Below are 15,431 nucleotides of genomic sequence, written 5' to 3'. Positions count from 1 at the left end.
AATTATAGGGGGAGAAATTTATATGAAGAGAGTTTCATTTAAATTTTTGACGTTGATTTTGATAGGCATTTTAATGCTTACTGCATGTACAGATTCGAAGAAGAGCTCCAGCGAAAGCCGTGAAAAACCAAAGGATGCTCCAGAAACATGGATTGCAGATCGTACGATTAAAGGGCTGGTATTTATGAGTGATGGTGACGTTTCTGCTGGAATGAATCCGGAAATTGCTAAAGAGTTAAAGAAAAGAACCGGAATTACATTAGAATTGCAAGGGATTACTGTGGATGACTCAACAGAAGCCTTGACTGCAGGACTTGCGTCGGGCGATTTACCGGACTTTGTTGCCTTTTATTTGGATCACAGCGGACGTCCTGAAATGCAAATTTTATTAAAAGCTGCACGGGAAGGAATGTTCCATGATTTAACACCTATGTTGAAAGATTCAAAGGTTTATAGTAAGTATTTCGAAGAAGGGTACTTACCAGCTGACACGAAAAACAATATTATGTTTAGACCTGAATTTAAAGGTGCTTCTTATTTCGTTCATATGGCCATTGACCGTGAACCTGGCACAGTATCTCGTAAATACGTTGGCGGTCCGTATATCTTAAAGGATATCGTTGACAAATTAGGTATTAATCCTGCAGAAATCGATACGCATGAAAAATTACGTGCGCTGGCAGAGCAGATTAAAGCAGCTAACATTAAAGATGTTAACGGCAAACCAATCACCCCAATTGGTCCTACAGTATGGGGTGGAGCAGATAGAGACTTCATATTTAATGATCTTATCTGGACAGGTACAAAAGGTGAGAAATTCTTAAAGGATAAAGACGGAGAGATTAAGCACGAATCGCAAACAGATTACGGTTTAGAACGTGTTAAGTTCGTGCAAGGATTATTAAAAGACGGTCTGCTTCATCCAGAGTTCTTTACAATGGCTGAAAACAAAGCCAAGGAAGGCGTTGTTAATAAATCCTTTGGGATTGTTTCCGATATGCATAACTTTGTAGTAGAAAATTCTGATATGAAATATGTCCCGCTTGGACCCATCGATACCGTTCAAGGAGACTATCAAATGGAATTACCTTATAAATCCGGATATGCGGGATGGTCCATTCCATCTACAACAGATCATCCAGAAGATATTGTGAAGCTGGCAGACTATTTAGCAAGCCGCGAAGGTAAATTGCTCGCTCAATATGGTCTTGAAGGAAGAGACTATACACTTGATGAAAAAGGTAATCCAGTTGTTAAAAAAGAAGTCCTTGAATTAAAAGAAAAAAATCCAGAAAAAGCTCAGAAGCTAGGCTTTAGAGGTGTTCGTTCTTACTGGGCTGAGCATCTTGGCTATACAGATATCGACAATATGGCAGACTTTGGTGAATTCGAATATGGTGAAAGAGTTTCCGGTGAAGATACAGCAGCCGCGGATAAAATTATCAAGCTATGGAATTATGACGAGAAGTTAAAGAATGCAAAAATAGTTGACGGATCGACCCCAAAATCATTTATTTTTGAATTTGAAAACGGTGAGAATCTCAACATTGCTTTAGACACTTACAATGAAAATTTATTACGTGCTTACTATAGTAAATCAGAAAGTGAAGCAAAGAAAATTCTAAGCGATTCTAAGAAGCTTTTAGAAAAAGCAGGCTTAAACGATTATATCAAATTGATTGAGAAGAAAGAAAAAGAAGGTACCACCATTAGGTATTAATTGAAAAGCGCTGGCGTTCTGATGTAAGCGCCAGCGCTTGGCAGCATGAACAGGCTTCCTTTCTATTTAGAAAGAGAGGAGGCCTATTTTTCTAAATTGGGAGGGATATCCATGTATCGCAAGAGCCGAAAGTCATGGAGCATTTATCAGATTATTACCATTTTGCTGGTGGCATTACTTTGCTTATCTATTATTCTCCCTTTTATAAATATTTTGGCGCTATCATTCAATGAAGGAACAGATGCACAAAAAGGCGGAATCTATTTTTTTCCCAGAGAATTTAGCTTTGAGAATTATTTAGAGGTGATTAAACAATCAACTGTTTTAAATGCATTATGGATCAGTGTGTTTAGGACAGTAGTTGGTACGGCTATAAGTGTGTTGTTAACGGCGATGGCCGCCTATGCGCTCACTACAAGGACGTTACCAGGAAGAAAGGTTATTACCTTTTTTATTTTTTTCACGATGTTATTTAGCGGTGGTATTATTCCGTATTATTTGGTTCTAACAGAGCTGCATTTAACTAATAGTATATGGGTTTATATTATTCCGAGTCTTTATAGTGTGTGGAATATTTTGATCATGAGGACGTTTTTCAGTCAACTTCCGGAAAGTATCATGGAAGCAGCCCGCATTGATGGCTGTACTGAATTTCAAATATTTTTCCGAATTGTTCTTCCAATGAGTAGACCAGTTATCGCCACAATTGGACTATTTAATGCCGTGGGCCATTGGAATGATTGGTTTTCCGGCGCCTTCTATGTTCGGGATCCCCAATTAAAACCATTAGCTACACTTTTACAAGAAATGCTGACGAAGCAGCAAGCAATCGCCGATGCCCTATTAAGAAATTCAGGCGCCTATGCAGCGTTGGAAAAGATAACGGTAACAGGTGATTCATTGAAAATGGCTACTATTATTATTGTTGTAGCACCAATTATTATTATCTATCCGTTTATCCAAAAACATTTTACAAAGGGGGTCAATATTGGTTCGGTGAAAGAATAAGATTGGGAGGAGATTTAGAGTATGGCAATGAAAAAAGCACTAATAGGTTTATCTATTCTTTGTATGATGGTTCCAAGCATGACCACAAATGCAGAGGCTAAAGCTCATGGAGCTAAAAAAGAATCTAAAAGCAGTATTATGGCAGATTGGAAATTTTCAAAGGACTATGTGAAAAGCGGTGCAATCGAAACTGGTGATATCATTATTCAAGACGCTAGTAAAAATGGAAATGACCTAGAATTAGTGACAGTTGGGGACTTATCTTCACCTGAATTAGAAGGAATGATGAAATGGTCAGAAGATGATTATGATCATCTAGCAAATGTAGATAGCCTACAATTCTCTAATTCTAAAAAAGCTTCAGCAGGAAGATATTTCAAAACGATTAAAGATGCACCGATTAATTCTGAGGAATTTAAAGATGGATTTACCATCGAGGCAATTTTTAAATTACCAAGCAATTTTACTAGTAATTTACATAGCTGGATGGGGATTTTAACAAGGCAAGGGCAGGCTGCAGACATAAATAAACTGGATGGCGAGAAAGAAATCTTGTCTACCTTATCCGTATCCAATGATAAAGAAATTCAATGGACAAGCCATCCGACTAATTTGAACTATAATGAAACGAACTGGTCGCGGTCGTTAAATACAGATGAATGGTATCATTTGGCGGTCGTGAATGATGGGGAAACATCGACTTTAACTGTAAATGGTGTAAGTGATTACGGGAAGTCGATAAAGGTCAAAGGAATTGCCACTGTAGAAGGAAAGGGCTGGAATATAGGTGCTTCTGAGTGGGGAAATGAATTAGATGCCTTATTCGCAGGTAACATTCAAGAAATACGAGTAGCTAATAAGGCGTTGGACGAAAAAGATTGGCTTATTCCAGATGCTCGTGATGCTCAACCTGTTGAAGGAACAAATGATAATATCCCACTTTTAACAAATAAGAAGAATTATAATTTTCTTTTTGTTCCGGACACACAAAAATACTCGAATATGAATCCAGAGATTTTTGATAGCCAAATGAAATGGATTGCAAAAAACAACAAGAAAAACAATATTGCGATGAACGCATTTGTTGGGGACATTGTCGATAGTAATGCCGAGGAACAATGGAAAAATTCCCTTCAATCTATTTCCTATTTAGATAAGAGTAATATTCCTTATGTAATGACGGCGGGAAATCATGATTATGCAAGCGGAGATCCTTACCTGACCTATTATGGACCGCAGCGTTTTGCCGATAAAAACTACTATCAAGGTTCGTCTCCTTCAGGATACGGCTCTTATGCGCTAGTAAAGGCGGGCAGCTATGAATACCTGTTTTTAATGGTGGATATGAAGAATCTTCAAACAGATTTAGAATGGTCAAAATCAATTTTAAATCAACACAAAAATAATCCAACCATCATTGTCTCTCATGATGTGATTTATCCGGAGACGGTAGATAATAAAGCCGTTGCGGTGGAATCAAGCAGGGGGAAAATCATTTGGAATGAACTTGTCAATGAAAATAATCAAGTATTTATGACAGTAAACGGCCATTATTTTGGGATTACCCATCAGGTTAAACAAAATGCAGCCGGAAACGATGTCATACAAATGTTGGTCAACTATCAGTATGACTATCGAGGCGGAAATGGCTGGCTGAGACTTGTAGAATTTGATGAAGCGAAGAACAAACTGTTTTTCCGTACCTACTCACCATTTGTAGAGGAAATGTCAAAGAAAGAAAAAACGTATGTTGACTTCAAATATTTAACAAATGAATATAACTTATTTGATTTAGATCTTAATTTTAAAAAGAGATTTAACATAAATAAATGATGAATAGGGGGATTAATAATCATGAGGAATAAACTAAAGACTTTTCTTTGTAGTTCGATTGCTGTGTTCACTCTGTCACAGGGAATAATGACCGTATCAGCAAAGTCAATAGATTCTCACAAGGAAGCCGGCAGATGGATGTCCGGGGATTACCATATCCATACCATTCAATCAAGTGATGCATCAGAGCCGTTTATGAAACTGGAAAATATATTGAATGCTGCCTTCCGTGAGGATATTAACCTAATGCCTGCTGAAACAGTGGTAAAGCTAAAATACGGCGAGTCTCTTGACTATATTATGCTGACTGACCATTTGCGTAATTCGCCGCGAGATCCCGATGGTAATGAAAAACCTACAGCACGCTTTGAAGCCATGCAAGATCAGCTGGCAAAAATCCGTTCATTGCAGGCGGCTGGAAAATACACTGGCAAGATAATTTATCCCGGTTTTGAGTGGGATATGATGGATTTGGATCATGGTTCAGTCGCTATTATTGATTCCAACAGTAATAACATACCATTTGATGCCATCCGCCAGTTTGAATGGCTATACAGCTATGATACAAGTACGGACAAGTTTACATCAAACGAAGCCGAGCTATGGGGAGAAAGACCGGATAAGAATAAGCTGAAATCGGATAAAAGCAAAACGTTTGAAGCGATTAAATGGTTAAAAGACAATTATCCTGAAAGCTTTGTATTGCCGAATCATCCGTCCCGTCACAATGGGGGCGGCGGAGAAGTTACTATAGAAGATCTCCGTAAGATGAATGATATTGCTCCAGATATTGTCTTTGGTATGGAGGGAATGCCGGGAAATCAGATGGCTGCAAGCTTTAACCGATCTGAGCTTTCTGATATATATGGTGGTGTGGATGTGATGGTCGCCAAGGTAGGGGGCGCATGGGATGCCATGCTTGGAGAAGGGCGCCATTTCTGGAATTTTACTAATTCGGACTTCCATTTCAAAGTCAGCAGCAACCGCAAATATTCAAGCGGCTATTGGCCAAGCGAATACCAAAGAAACTATACTTGGGTCGAGGGCAATCAGTTCAAGGATGTCGTAGAGGGCATGCGTTCGGGTAAAGCCTTCGGCGTATATGGCGACCTCATTAATGCACTGGAGTTCAATGTGGAAGGAAAGAAAAAGCAAGCGGAGATGGGCGAGGATTTACAAGTGTCTAAAGGTGATCAAACCACTATCACTATTCGCTTTAAGAGTCCGGAGTACAATAATTACGATCCAATTACTGCTCATAACACGTCTGTTACGAATAAGGTCAAGGTTGATCATATTGATTTAATTTCTGGCGAGGTAACCGGCAAGATTGACAAGAGCCAATATGCCAGCAATACGACGAATGATACGACTAAAGTCGTTAAGCGCTTTACCGAGAAAGACTGGGGTAAGCCGGATAAAGAAGGCTATTACACTATAAAATACAAAGTAAAGGCTGATACTAACCGTTATTATCGTCTGCGCGGTACCAACCTTGGCATGAATGTAGTAGGCTTTATGAAAGATGGGGAGCCGCTGATGGATCAATCCTTTGACTATGAAGGGACTCCTACACCATTGGAGAATGAGGAACGCTTCAACAATATTAATGACCGTAATTACACCAGTATGTGGTTTTATTCTAATCCGATCTTTGTTAATATTAAGGGGTCAAACCATCATTAAGGGGCGGGGGATTATGTCGCTTGCTTAAATAAGTGAAGTGGGAAGTTTTCCCTTCCAATACAAGCCTAGGGAGAAGGTCTTCGTCATATTGATGAAGACCTTTTTCATGATGTGAACTGAGTAATGCTTGCCCTCCTGTAAGCGGTTGAAATTTGAATTTACAAATCATAATATGTTTGATATTATTTGTTTGTTGGGGTTTATTGGATTAAACAAACATAAACAAGTGAATTTCAAACATAGATAAGAATGAAGGATGTGACTTTGAAACATGACTTTCTTGCTAAATGATCGTCAGCAGTTAATTTTGGAAACATTAAATCAAGAGAAGAAAGTAGTGGTTGCTTCTCTTGCGAGAGAATTAGGGGTAGCGCCTGAGACCATCCGCCGTGATTTGGATACATTGGAAAAGGAAAAAAAGCTTAAAAGGGTTCATGGGGGTGCTGTTCTATACCTGCAAACCAATAATGAACCGATGTTCGTTCAAAAAATGAGTGTAAGAGCGGAGGAAAAAGCAGCCATCGGCAGAAAAGCGGCTGAATTTATTCAGGACGGCGATACTATTATGCTGGGTGCCGGGACAACGGTTTTACAGCTGGCAAAGGCGATTACAGGTATTAAATTATTAACGATCGTGACGAATTCCCTCGCTGCTGCCGAAGAACTAAATAATCGTTTGGAAAAACGGGAGTTTGATGGAAAGGTCATTGTTTTAGGCGGGATGACGAATCCGGAGCAAAAGTCGATTGTCGGGGCATTAACCTGTAAGATGCTGGAGTCCTTTCGCTTTGATAAATTATTTCTGCCATGCGGCGGTGTCACTACCGGTCATGTCAGCGACTTTAACTTTGAGGACTGCATAGTTTCTACCGCTATGGTGGAAAGGGCGAATCAAGTCTATTTACTGGCGGATTCCTCGAAGATTGAGAATGAATCTTTTTTCAAAATCTGCTCGTTATCAAAGGTTGATTATATTATTTCAGATGGGGACATGCCGTTATCCTGGCAGAAGCAAGAGCTGGATACCATGCTCCAATGGATCAGGGCAACAGGAGGAGAAAACAATGAAGGTTGATTACCATTTACATCTTGAAGAAGGGCCGTATTCATTGCGCTGGCTCGATCGAACAAACATGGCATTAGATCATTTTTATCCTATTCCGTATGAGAGACATACCATGGAATGGCTTCATGAAAGTATGAAGCGTTTAAATAAGCGAGTACAAAAGGGTTCGTATGATGCCTCTTGGATTGACCTCTATTTACAGGAAGCGAAACGCAAGGGCCTGCGTGAGGTAGGAATTGTCGATCACTTATATCGCTTTAAAGAAACAAAGGCTTATTTCGAAAAATACGTAGATATTAGTGATACAGAGCTTGGGAATTTGCAAAGAAAATGGTTGAACCAGGTTATGACCGAATCGATGGGGGATTTTGTCCAAGCGATTACGGAGGCGAAACCACGCTGGGCTGCCGAAGGAATTACCCTTCGCATGGGCATCGAAGCCGATTACTTTCCGGGCGGCGAAGAGGAATTAAAGGAACTCCTCAGTGCCTATGAGTGGGACTATGTGAATGGATCGGTTCATTTTTTCAACGGCTGGGGCTTCGATAATCCTGAGACACAGTACCTTTTTGCCAATTATGAGTTAAACACGCTCTATAAGGACTTTTTTGAGGTTGTCGAAAAAGCCATCCGCAGCAACATCTTTAATTTTGTGTCTCATTTGGATAATTTAAAAGTGTTCAATTTCCGTCCAGATGAAAGCAGCCTGATTCCGCATTATGAAAAAATTGCTGAGGCCTTAGTGGAAACAGATACAGCTACGGAAATCAATGCGGGATTATATTATCGCTATCCGGTCAGGGAAATGTGTCCAAGTCCGAAATTTCTGGATGTACTTGTGGGCAAAGGGGTTAGCTTTACTACCTCATCAGATTCTCATTTCCCAGATGATATTGGCGCCTATATTGACTTGAATACTGAAACACTGCTAAATAAGGGAATTACGAAAATAGCAACCTTTGAAAAACGTGAAAGAATTATGAAACCATTGGGTGAGATGGTGAAACATACCGCAAAGGTTTAATCATACATCAAAGGCAGCCTCTCCTATAGATAGACAAATGGACTGTCTGTGAAGGAGGATAGGGAAATGGAACATTTGGGATTTCTATATGAAGAGCATATGATAAAAAATATCGAGCTCTATCTTCGGCTTGTTATCAGTGCTCTTTTCGGAATGTTTATTGGCTGGGACAGAAGTGCCAAAAACAAGCCAGCCGGGTTAAAAACTTTTATGTATGTTTCAGTATCCTGTACATTAATTACCATTATCTCCATCTATAGCGTTGAGATTTTTGGTAATTCGAATGCGAATAATCGAATGGATCCGATGCGTCTGTCAGCTCAAATTGTGTCGGGCTTAGGTTTCCTAGGTGCCGGTTTGATTATTAAAGACGGCGTACGTGTAAAAGGGTTAACTACCGCAGCGATGGTGTTTTTTGCCGGCGGCGTGGGAATTGGAATTGGTGCTGGATTTTATGGAATTGTTTTTGCTGCTGTGTTCATTACCTTTATTTTAGCGAAAATTGGCCTCTTGATCGAGAAAAGACAAACACGTTCTATGAGAAACAAAGAGCAGCAGGGAATTCAGCAAAAAACAGGATCATGAAAAACTCTTGTCACAATCCTTTTTCATAATATAAGAATTTATAAGTTTTGACTTTGAGAAATGTTCAGCTACAGCGCCCTAGCGCTTTTCTAACAATCTTATCGCAGTCATCCACCATATTTTCGCCTCGTTCGTTACGTTTTTTGTCATAAAGCTGAATGAAATAGACGGAGAGGCGAATTATACTAATCTATGAATATGGTTTAGTCAAAAAGCTTAGGAAAGCAGGTGATAGATTGGATTTACTCATTATGACTTTTAATCTAAGATATGATAACCCAGAAGACGGTGAGAATAGCTGGTCTAATCGTAAAGCGAAAGCGGCGGAAATCATTAAACAGGAGCAGCCGGCGATTATTGGTACACAGGAGTTGCTTCCTGCGATGATCAAAGATTTAGATGAATTGCTAACAGAATATAATTGGTTTGGACAGCCAAGACAAAGTAATGATGAGCATAGTGCGATTTTTTATAAAAAAGACAAGGTTGAGCTTGTGAAAAGTGGTACATTCTGGTTATCGGAGACTCCTACGGTAGAAGCAAGCATTAGTTGGGATTCGGCGCTGCCACGAATTTGTACATGGGGCGAATTTATCTGCCTAGGCAGCGCTCAAAAATTTAGGGTTTTTAACACCCATCTGGATCACATCAGTGAAGAAGCGCGGATAAAGGGTGTACGGGTTATTGAAGCCTATATGGATGCCTTAAATAAAAGTGAACCTCTCCCTGCAATATTGACAGGTGATTTTAATGCTGAGCCAGCAAGTGATGAAGTGAAATTTTGGAAAGACAAACTGTTCACAAGTATTTATTCTGTTATGAAGATTCAAGGGGCGGGATTAACCTTTCATGATTTCGAAGGCGGTTTCGTTGGCGAGCCGATTGACTATATATTTGTTTCAAAAAACATAAAAATCGAGAGTGGCACGATTATCCATTCGAAGGTGGAGAACGGGTATCCGTCCGATCATTATCCGGTATCCGCAATTGTGAAAATTTAAGGGAGTGATTCATAGTGCAATTAAAAATGGGGAAAGACGGTTCGTTTAAAATATTACAATTAACAGATTTACACGTTGGCTCCATGCCATTCAATGAACAAGATTTACAAACATTTGAGCACATAAAGGATATGACGGAAAAAGCAAATCCCGATCTGATTGTCATTAGTGGTGATCTTGTCTGGTCGGAAGGAGTTCCCAATCCTCAAGACAGCTTTACGGCCATAGTTTCCGTATTAAATGAGTTGGAAACACCAATTGCCATCACTTACGGCAATCATGATACAGAAGAGAGAATTACCCGCTCCGATTTACGCAGTTTGGAAAGTCAGATCCATTTGTTAGCGGAAAAGAAATATTCCCATGTAGTGGAGGACCGGGAATCTTATTGTGTCGAGATCACAAAAGAGGATGGAACGGTGTCGAATGTATTGTATATACTCGACAGCGGGGCAGAGGATCCATTAAAAATCGGCCAGTATGAGTATGTTCACCCGGATCAAGTGACTTGGTTTAATGAAGTATCACGTAAATATCAAAATAGAACAAACGATTTTAAACCAGACATGCTTTTCCTTCATATTCCACTACTTGAATATAAGGAAGCATTCTGCAATGGGCAAGTCAGCGGAACGAAATATGAGGATATTTCTTCACCAGTGATTAACACAGGTCTCTATACATCCTTATTGATTAACGGAAAGGTTGCAGGCGTATTTTGCGGCCATGATCACGATAATGACTTTGTTGCCGATTATCAAAGGATCAAATTAGGCTTTGGAAGAATCAGCGGCTTTAATTGCTATGGGGAGCTGACTCGCGGTGCTCGTGTGTTTACGCTTTATGCTGATAAAGAGTTTGAGACAAGCATCATCGAAACAGAAAAGTTTTTAACCGTTAAGTAAGAAAATGAGTGGAGGAGTGTGCTCTTTGTACCAAGAAATTATTGCCGAAGCCAATCAGATTGTAAGAGAGTCTATTGATGACCCAAAAGTGACAGCAATGTTTGAAAACTGTTTTGGTGATACATTGACCAAAACAACCAAGTATTTGGATGATGGAACGGTCTTTTTGGTGACGGGTGACATACCGGCCATGTGGTTAAGGGATTCTTCGCTTCAATTAAGACCTTATTTACCTTTCCTTGGAAAATACAAGGAATTGGACCAGCTGGTTAAAGGTGTGATCAATCGTCAAATCGATTTCATTTTGAAAGATCCTTATGCGAATGCGTTTAATGAGACGGCGAATGGGAACAGATGGGATGACGATATCCCGCTGCAGGAGCCTTCCATCTGGGAACAGAAATATGAAATAGATTCCGTCTGTTTCCCGTTTCAATTAGCCTATCAATATTGGAAGTATACCGGGGACACTAGCATTTTTACAGAAACATTTAAAAAGGCGGCACAAACAGTTCTATCACTATGGAAGGTCGAGCAAAATCATACCGACTTTTCTACCTATTCGTTTCAAAGACCAGAAACCGAGGATCTTTGTAATGATGGGAAAGGGTCGCCGGTTGGCTATACAGGGATGACCTGGTCTGGTTTCCGGCCGAGTGATGATGCTTGTGTCTATCATTATTTAATTCCTAGTAATCTATTTGCGGTAAGAATATTAGAAATTATGTCAGAAATTTTCGAAGATATTTATCAGGATGGGGCGTTACAATTAGCGGCCAAGAATTTGTCAGCAGAAATTTCTTATGGCATTCAACAATATGGGGAAATCAAGAATGATGCCGGCCAAACGATGTACGCATATGAAGTAGACGGATTAGGGAATCATCTGTTAATGGATGATAGCAATATGCCAAGTCTATTATCTTTGCCAATGCTGACAAACATGGAAAAGACAGATGAAAAATATCAAACGACACGGAATTTTGTCCTAAGTAAACGGAATCCCTATTACTTTGAAGGAACATGTGCGCGAGGCGTTGGCAGCCCGCATACTCCACATGGCTATATTTGGCCGATCGCTCTAGCAGTTGAAGGGATTACGGGAAATAGTCAAAGGGAAAAGTGGGAAAAGATCCAATTAATTTGTCAGAATGATGCAAATACAAACCAAGCGCATGAATCTTTTGATTGTCATGATTCTACTCAGTTTACGAGAGAGTGGTTTTCTTGGGCGAATGCGATGTTTTGCGAATTAGTGCTAGATTATTGCGGCCGTCAAGTAAGGTACAAATAGGCACATAGAAAGGACGGACGACAAAAAAGTAGAAAAATAGCGAATTTTATAACTTTTAATCGATTTGTCGGTGACGAAAAATGTCATTAGAGCCTTTGAAAGCGCAATCACAAGTTTGTATTATTAAGATGTAATCAATTTATTTGATAGATTGCAATTTATAAGTACATTAGGAGGGTAAAAGGCAATGGGTAACAGAAAAAGGAATAAGTTTTTATATCTTTTCAGTGGTTTACTAGTTTTAATGTTCGCTTTAGCTGGATGTGGTTCATCTGACAAGGCAAGCAGCAAATCTTCAGATGGCAAAACGAATTTAACTATTCATTATTATGTGGGTGCCATCAGTAAAGGTTCGATTGATGCAGCTAAAAAGAACTTTCCAAAATACAATTTAGACTTTGTGGAATTACCGGCAGATAGTAACTATGATGTAAAGTTAAAAACAAGCCTGAATTCAAAATCAGCGCCGGATATTGCAACAGTTAACAGCAATATTCAAGACTTCCTGCCGTATGCTAATAAGTTTGTGAACTTATTAGATTATGGTGCAAATGATCTGGCTGACCAGTATGTTGAGTGGAAATGGGAATCTGCCAAAACGGGTGATAAGAAAAGCATGATTGCTATGCCTTTGGATATTGGTCCTACTGGATTATTCTATCGCGAGGATTTGTTTAAAGAAGCAGGATTACCGACAGATCCTAAAGAAGTTTCCGCGAAAATTGTTACCACAGATGATTATTTAGCTGCTGCAAAACAAATGAAAGAAAAGATTGATAAGCCAATGTTCCTTTCCGCTGTTGGAATTCTTGGGGAACGATACAGAGCACTTGATTCTGGTATGTATAATGAAGACGGAAAATTAATCTTAGCTGACGGAAAGTTGAAAAAGGAATGGGATTTTGTTGTAAAAGCGATTAATGAAGGTTACACATTGGGAACAAAATCAAATTCCATTGACAATGTAAATGCGATTAACGAAGGAATGTACGGTGCTTATATTGGTGCTTCTTGGGGTGTAATGGACGTTAAGGATGCTGATAAGTCAGCTGGTAAATGGCGTATTGCGAAAACCCCTGGCGGCTATTCAAACCAAGGCGGATCGTATTTAGCTGTATTAGGAAATACCAAACATCCTAAAGAGGCTGTTGAAGTAGTGAAATTCTTAACAAACGAAGCTAGTCAATTATCTAACTTAACTGAAAATAGCCTTTTCCCTTCATTGAAATCGATCTATGACAAACCAGAAATGGTGAATAAAGATGACTTCTTTGGCGGTCAAGAAATCAACGAGTACTTTATTGATGCTGCTAATAACATTACTTATGTGTATAGAGATCCTAGAGATACATCAGCATTCAGATATTTTGAAGATCAAATCACCTTAGTTGAAACACAAGGTAAGGATCCTGAAAAAGCTTGGAAAGATGCAGTGAAAAAAGCAGAAGGATTGTAAGGAAAGGGTGAGATTAAGCATATTTTATGCTTAATCTCTATTCTCTTTATATGAGGTGAAAAACATGGAGGCTATTACGAATAATATGCCAGATGACAAGAGCAATAAGAAGAAACGAACATTAAGAAGCTTTGCCGATAAAGTAACTCCTTATTTATTTATATCTCCTTTTTATATACTTTTCCTTATTTTTGGCCTATTTCCGATTGTATTCTCTGGAATACTAGCATTTAGTCAATGGGATGGTATCGGGGATGTACAGTTTACTGGATTAGAAAACTTTCAGAAGTTAATGGCGGATACAGACTTTTGGCTATCGATTAAAAATACGTTGATTATTTGGGTCATTCAAACAGTTCCAATGCTAGTGCTCGCCTTAGTGCTCGCCTTCCTCATTAATCTTCAGTTTGTTAAGCGTAAGGAATTTTTTAAAACAACCTTTTTCTTGCCATATGTTACATCGGTTGTAGCTGTCACTATCCTATTTGGCCTTATCTTCTCGAATCAAAGCGGATTGATCAATGCTGTTTTGGAAATGTTCGGGAAGGAGCCAATTGCTTTTATCGATAGTCCATTTTGGGTCCGGATCGTCATTGCTTTAGTTGGTATGTGGCAGTACTTAGGGTACAACATGATTATTTACTATAGCGGCTTACAAAGGATTCCGGCTGATTATTATGAAGCAGCCATCATTGATGGGGCTTCTAAATATCAATTGTTTACTAAGATTACGATCCCATTGTTAAAACCAATTATTCTATTTACTGTGATTATGTCGACTATTGGCGGTTTACAAGTATTTGCCGAAGCGCAAGTATTAGTGCCAACCAATGCCACTGCAGAAGGTGGGTCATTAACGATTGTGTACTATATCTATCAAACGGCTTTCTTACAAAATAGATATGGTTATGGATCTGCCATTACGTGGGGATTAGTTGCCATCATACTAATCATTTCCTTAATCAACTGGTACTTAACATCATACAGAATCAAGGGGGAGGATGACTAATGAAGAAACTATCACTTTCCAATATTGTTATTAAAGTTATCTTAATCATTGGTGCCATTTTCTCATTATTCCCTTTTTACTGGATGATTGTGATGGCAAGTAGAACCAATAGTGAGATTTTCGCGATTCCGCCTCATATCACCCTTGGTACCCATTTAATGGAGAATATTAATATTGTTTTTACAGAAACAAACTTTTTTCAAGCCTTTTTAAATACATTATTTTATGCCGTGGTTGCCACGACATTGGTGCTTTTCTTTGATTCCCTAGCAGGTTATACCTTTGCCAAAATGAAGTTCAAAGGAAAAAAATTCTTGTTTGTCGCGTTATTGGCTACGATGATGATTCCTGGGCAAATCAACATTATCCCGCAATTTATCATGATGGATTTCTTTGGCTGGGTCGGTTCCTATAAGGCCTTGATTATACCTGGAATGGCCAATGCATTCGGTATATTCTGGATTAAGCAATATTGTGAAAATGCAATTCCAGATAGTATTATTGAGGCCGCAACGATTGACGGGTGTGGAAAATTTGGAACTTATTGGAGAATTGGTGTTCCAATCTTAAAGCCTGCCATGTCCTTCTTAGCCATTTACACCTTTATTGGGGCTTGGAACGATTATACATGGCCATTAATTATCTTAAATGATGAAACAAAATATGTGATTTCGCTGGCGTTAACTAGATTACAAGGATTATATTTTACCAACTATCCACTTGTAATCACAGGTACATTAATAAGTGTGGTACCGGTATTAATTTTATTTGTATTCTTTAGCAGACAGCTGATGGCTGGTATTACGGACGGTGCTGTTAAAGAGTAAGGAAAGGAGAGAGAGTA

General features: G+C 39.1%; 13 protein-coding genes. All 13 read left to right on the top strand.

Annotation, left to right across the window (positions count from 1 at the left end; all coding sequences use genetic code 11):
* Positions 1 to 22 precede the first annotated feature (22 nt).
* Complete coding sequence (locus tag FAY30_RS21760) at positions 23 to 1,720, top strand: extracellular solute-binding protein (RefSeq protein WP_149871829.1); 1,698 nt, start codon at positions 23 to 25, stop codon at positions 1,718 to 1,720.
* A 111-nt stretch (positions 1,721 to 1,831) separates the two neighbouring features.
* The gene (locus FAY30_RS21755) at positions 1,832 to 2,728 is read left to right on the top strand and encodes a carbohydrate ABC transporter permease (RefSeq protein ID WP_149871828.1); all 897 of its coding nucleotides are present in this window, start codon (positions 1,832 to 1,834) and stop codon (positions 2,726 to 2,728) included.
* 21 nt (positions 2,729 to 2,749) lie between these two features.
* A complete protein-coding gene (locus FAY30_RS21750) occupies positions 2,750 to 4,561 on the top strand; it encodes a LamG-like jellyroll fold domain-containing protein (protein WP_223820818.1) in 1,812 nt (603 codons plus the stop codon).
* Between the two features lie 21 nt (positions 4,562 to 4,582).
* Entirely contained in the window at positions 4,583 to 6,247 is a 1,665-nt protein-coding gene (locus FAY30_RS21745; RefSeq protein ID WP_149871827.1) for an S-layer protein, read from the top strand.
* A 271-nt stretch (positions 6,248 to 6,518) separates the two neighbouring features.
* Positions 6,519 to 7,322 carry a DeoR/GlpR family DNA-binding transcription regulator gene (locus FAY30_RS21740; RefSeq protein WP_149871826.1) on the top strand — a complete coding sequence of 268 codons (804 nt, stop codon included), beginning with the start codon at positions 6,519 to 6,521 and terminating at the stop codon, positions 7,320 to 7,322.
* Positions 7,312 to 8,337: a histidinol phosphate phosphatase domain-containing protein gene (locus tag FAY30_RS21735; RefSeq protein WP_149871825.1), complete on the top strand. Its 1,026-nt coding sequence runs from the start codon at positions 7,312 to 7,314 to the stop codon at positions 8,335 to 8,337. Before FAY30_RS21740 ends, FAY30_RS21735 begins: the two co-directional genes overlap by 11 nt.
* Before the next feature lie 66 nt (positions 8,338 to 8,403).
* Positions 8,404 to 8,922, top strand: a complete 519-nt coding sequence (locus FAY30_RS21730) for an MgtC/SapB family protein (protein WP_149871824.1) — start codon at positions 8,404 to 8,406, stop codon at positions 8,920 to 8,922.
* Positions 8,923 to 9,158: 236 nt separating this feature from the next.
* On the top strand, positions 9,159 to 9,923 hold the full coding sequence (locus FAY30_RS21725; protein ID WP_149871823.1) for an endonuclease/exonuclease/phosphatase family protein: 765 nt from the start codon (positions 9,159 to 9,161) through the stop codon (positions 9,921 to 9,923).
* Positions 9,924 to 9,937: 14 nt separating this feature from the next.
* Positions 9,938 to 10,828 (top strand): metallophosphoesterase family protein, encoded by an 891-nt coding sequence (locus tag FAY30_RS21720; protein ID WP_149871822.1) that lies wholly within the window; start codon positions 9,938 to 9,940, stop codon positions 10,826 to 10,828.
* Between the two features lie 25 nt (positions 10,829 to 10,853).
* Positions 10,854 to 12,122: a glycoside hydrolase family 125 protein gene (locus tag FAY30_RS21715; RefSeq protein WP_411675464.1), complete on the top strand. Its 1,269-nt coding sequence runs from the start codon at positions 10,854 to 10,856 to the stop codon at positions 12,120 to 12,122.
* A gap of 187 nt (positions 12,123 to 12,309) precedes the next feature.
* On the top strand, positions 12,310 to 13,578 hold the full coding sequence (locus tag FAY30_RS21710; protein ID WP_223820816.1) for an ABC transporter substrate-binding protein: 1,269 nt from the start codon (positions 12,310 to 12,312) through the stop codon (positions 13,576 to 13,578).
* A gap of 64 nt (positions 13,579 to 13,642) precedes the next feature.
* A complete protein-coding gene (locus tag FAY30_RS21705; RefSeq protein ID WP_223820815.1) occupies positions 13,643 to 14,587 on the top strand; it encodes a carbohydrate ABC transporter permease in 945 nt (314 codons plus the stop codon).
* The gene (locus FAY30_RS21700; RefSeq protein WP_149871820.1) at positions 14,587 to 15,414 is read left to right on the top strand and encodes a carbohydrate ABC transporter permease; all 828 of its coding nucleotides are present in this window, start codon (positions 14,587 to 14,589) and stop codon (positions 15,412 to 15,414) included. The genes FAY30_RS21705 and FAY30_RS21700 overlap by 1 nt, the downstream gene beginning before the upstream one ends.
* The last annotated feature ends 17 nt before the right edge of the window (positions 15,415 to 15,431 follow it).

The sequence above is a fragment of the Bacillus sp. S3 genome (assembly GCF_005154805.1).
Lineage (GTDB): Bacteria > Bacillota > Bacilli > Bacillales > Cytobacillaceae > Neobacillus.
This window is presented reverse-complemented; position numbering and strand designations above follow the sequence as displayed.

Bases quoted from the DNA above. Each gene is read 5' to 3' on its own strand.
- FAY30_RS21745 (WP_149871827.1), top strand. From the start codon at position 4,583: ATGAGGAATAAACTAAAGACTTTTCTTTGTAGTTCGATTGCTGTGTTC.
- FAY30_RS21740 (WP_149871826.1), top strand. From the start codon at position 6,519: ATGACTTTCTTGCTAAATGATCGTCAGCAGTTAATTTTGGAAACATTA.
- FAY30_RS21700 (WP_149871820.1), top strand. From the start codon at position 14,587: ATGAAGAAACTATCACTTTCCAATATTGTTATTAAAGTTATCTTAATC.
- FAY30_RS21705 (WP_223820815.1), top strand. From the start codon at position 13,643: ATGGAGGCTATTACGAATAATATGCCAGATGACAAGAGCAATAAGAAG.
- FAY30_RS21750 (WP_223820818.1), top strand. From the start codon at position 2,750: ATGGCAATGAAAAAAGCACTAATAGGTTTATCTATTCTTTGTATGATG.
- FAY30_RS21710 (WP_223820816.1), top strand. From the start codon at position 12,310: ATGGGTAACAGAAAAAGGAATAAGTTTTTATATCTTTTCAGTGGTTTA.
- FAY30_RS21735 (WP_149871825.1), top strand. From the start codon at position 7,312: ATGAAGGTTGATTACCATTTACATCTTGAAGAAGGGCCGTATTCATTG.
- FAY30_RS21755 (WP_149871828.1), top strand. From the start codon at position 1,832: ATGTATCGCAAGAGCCGAAAGTCATGGAGCATTTATCAGATTATTACC.
- FAY30_RS21730 (WP_149871824.1), top strand. From the start codon at position 8,404: ATGGAACATTTGGGATTTCTATATGAAGAGCATATGATAAAAAATATC.
- FAY30_RS21760 (WP_149871829.1), top strand. From the start codon at position 23: ATGAAGAGAGTTTCATTTAAATTTTTGACGTTGATTTTGATAGGCATT.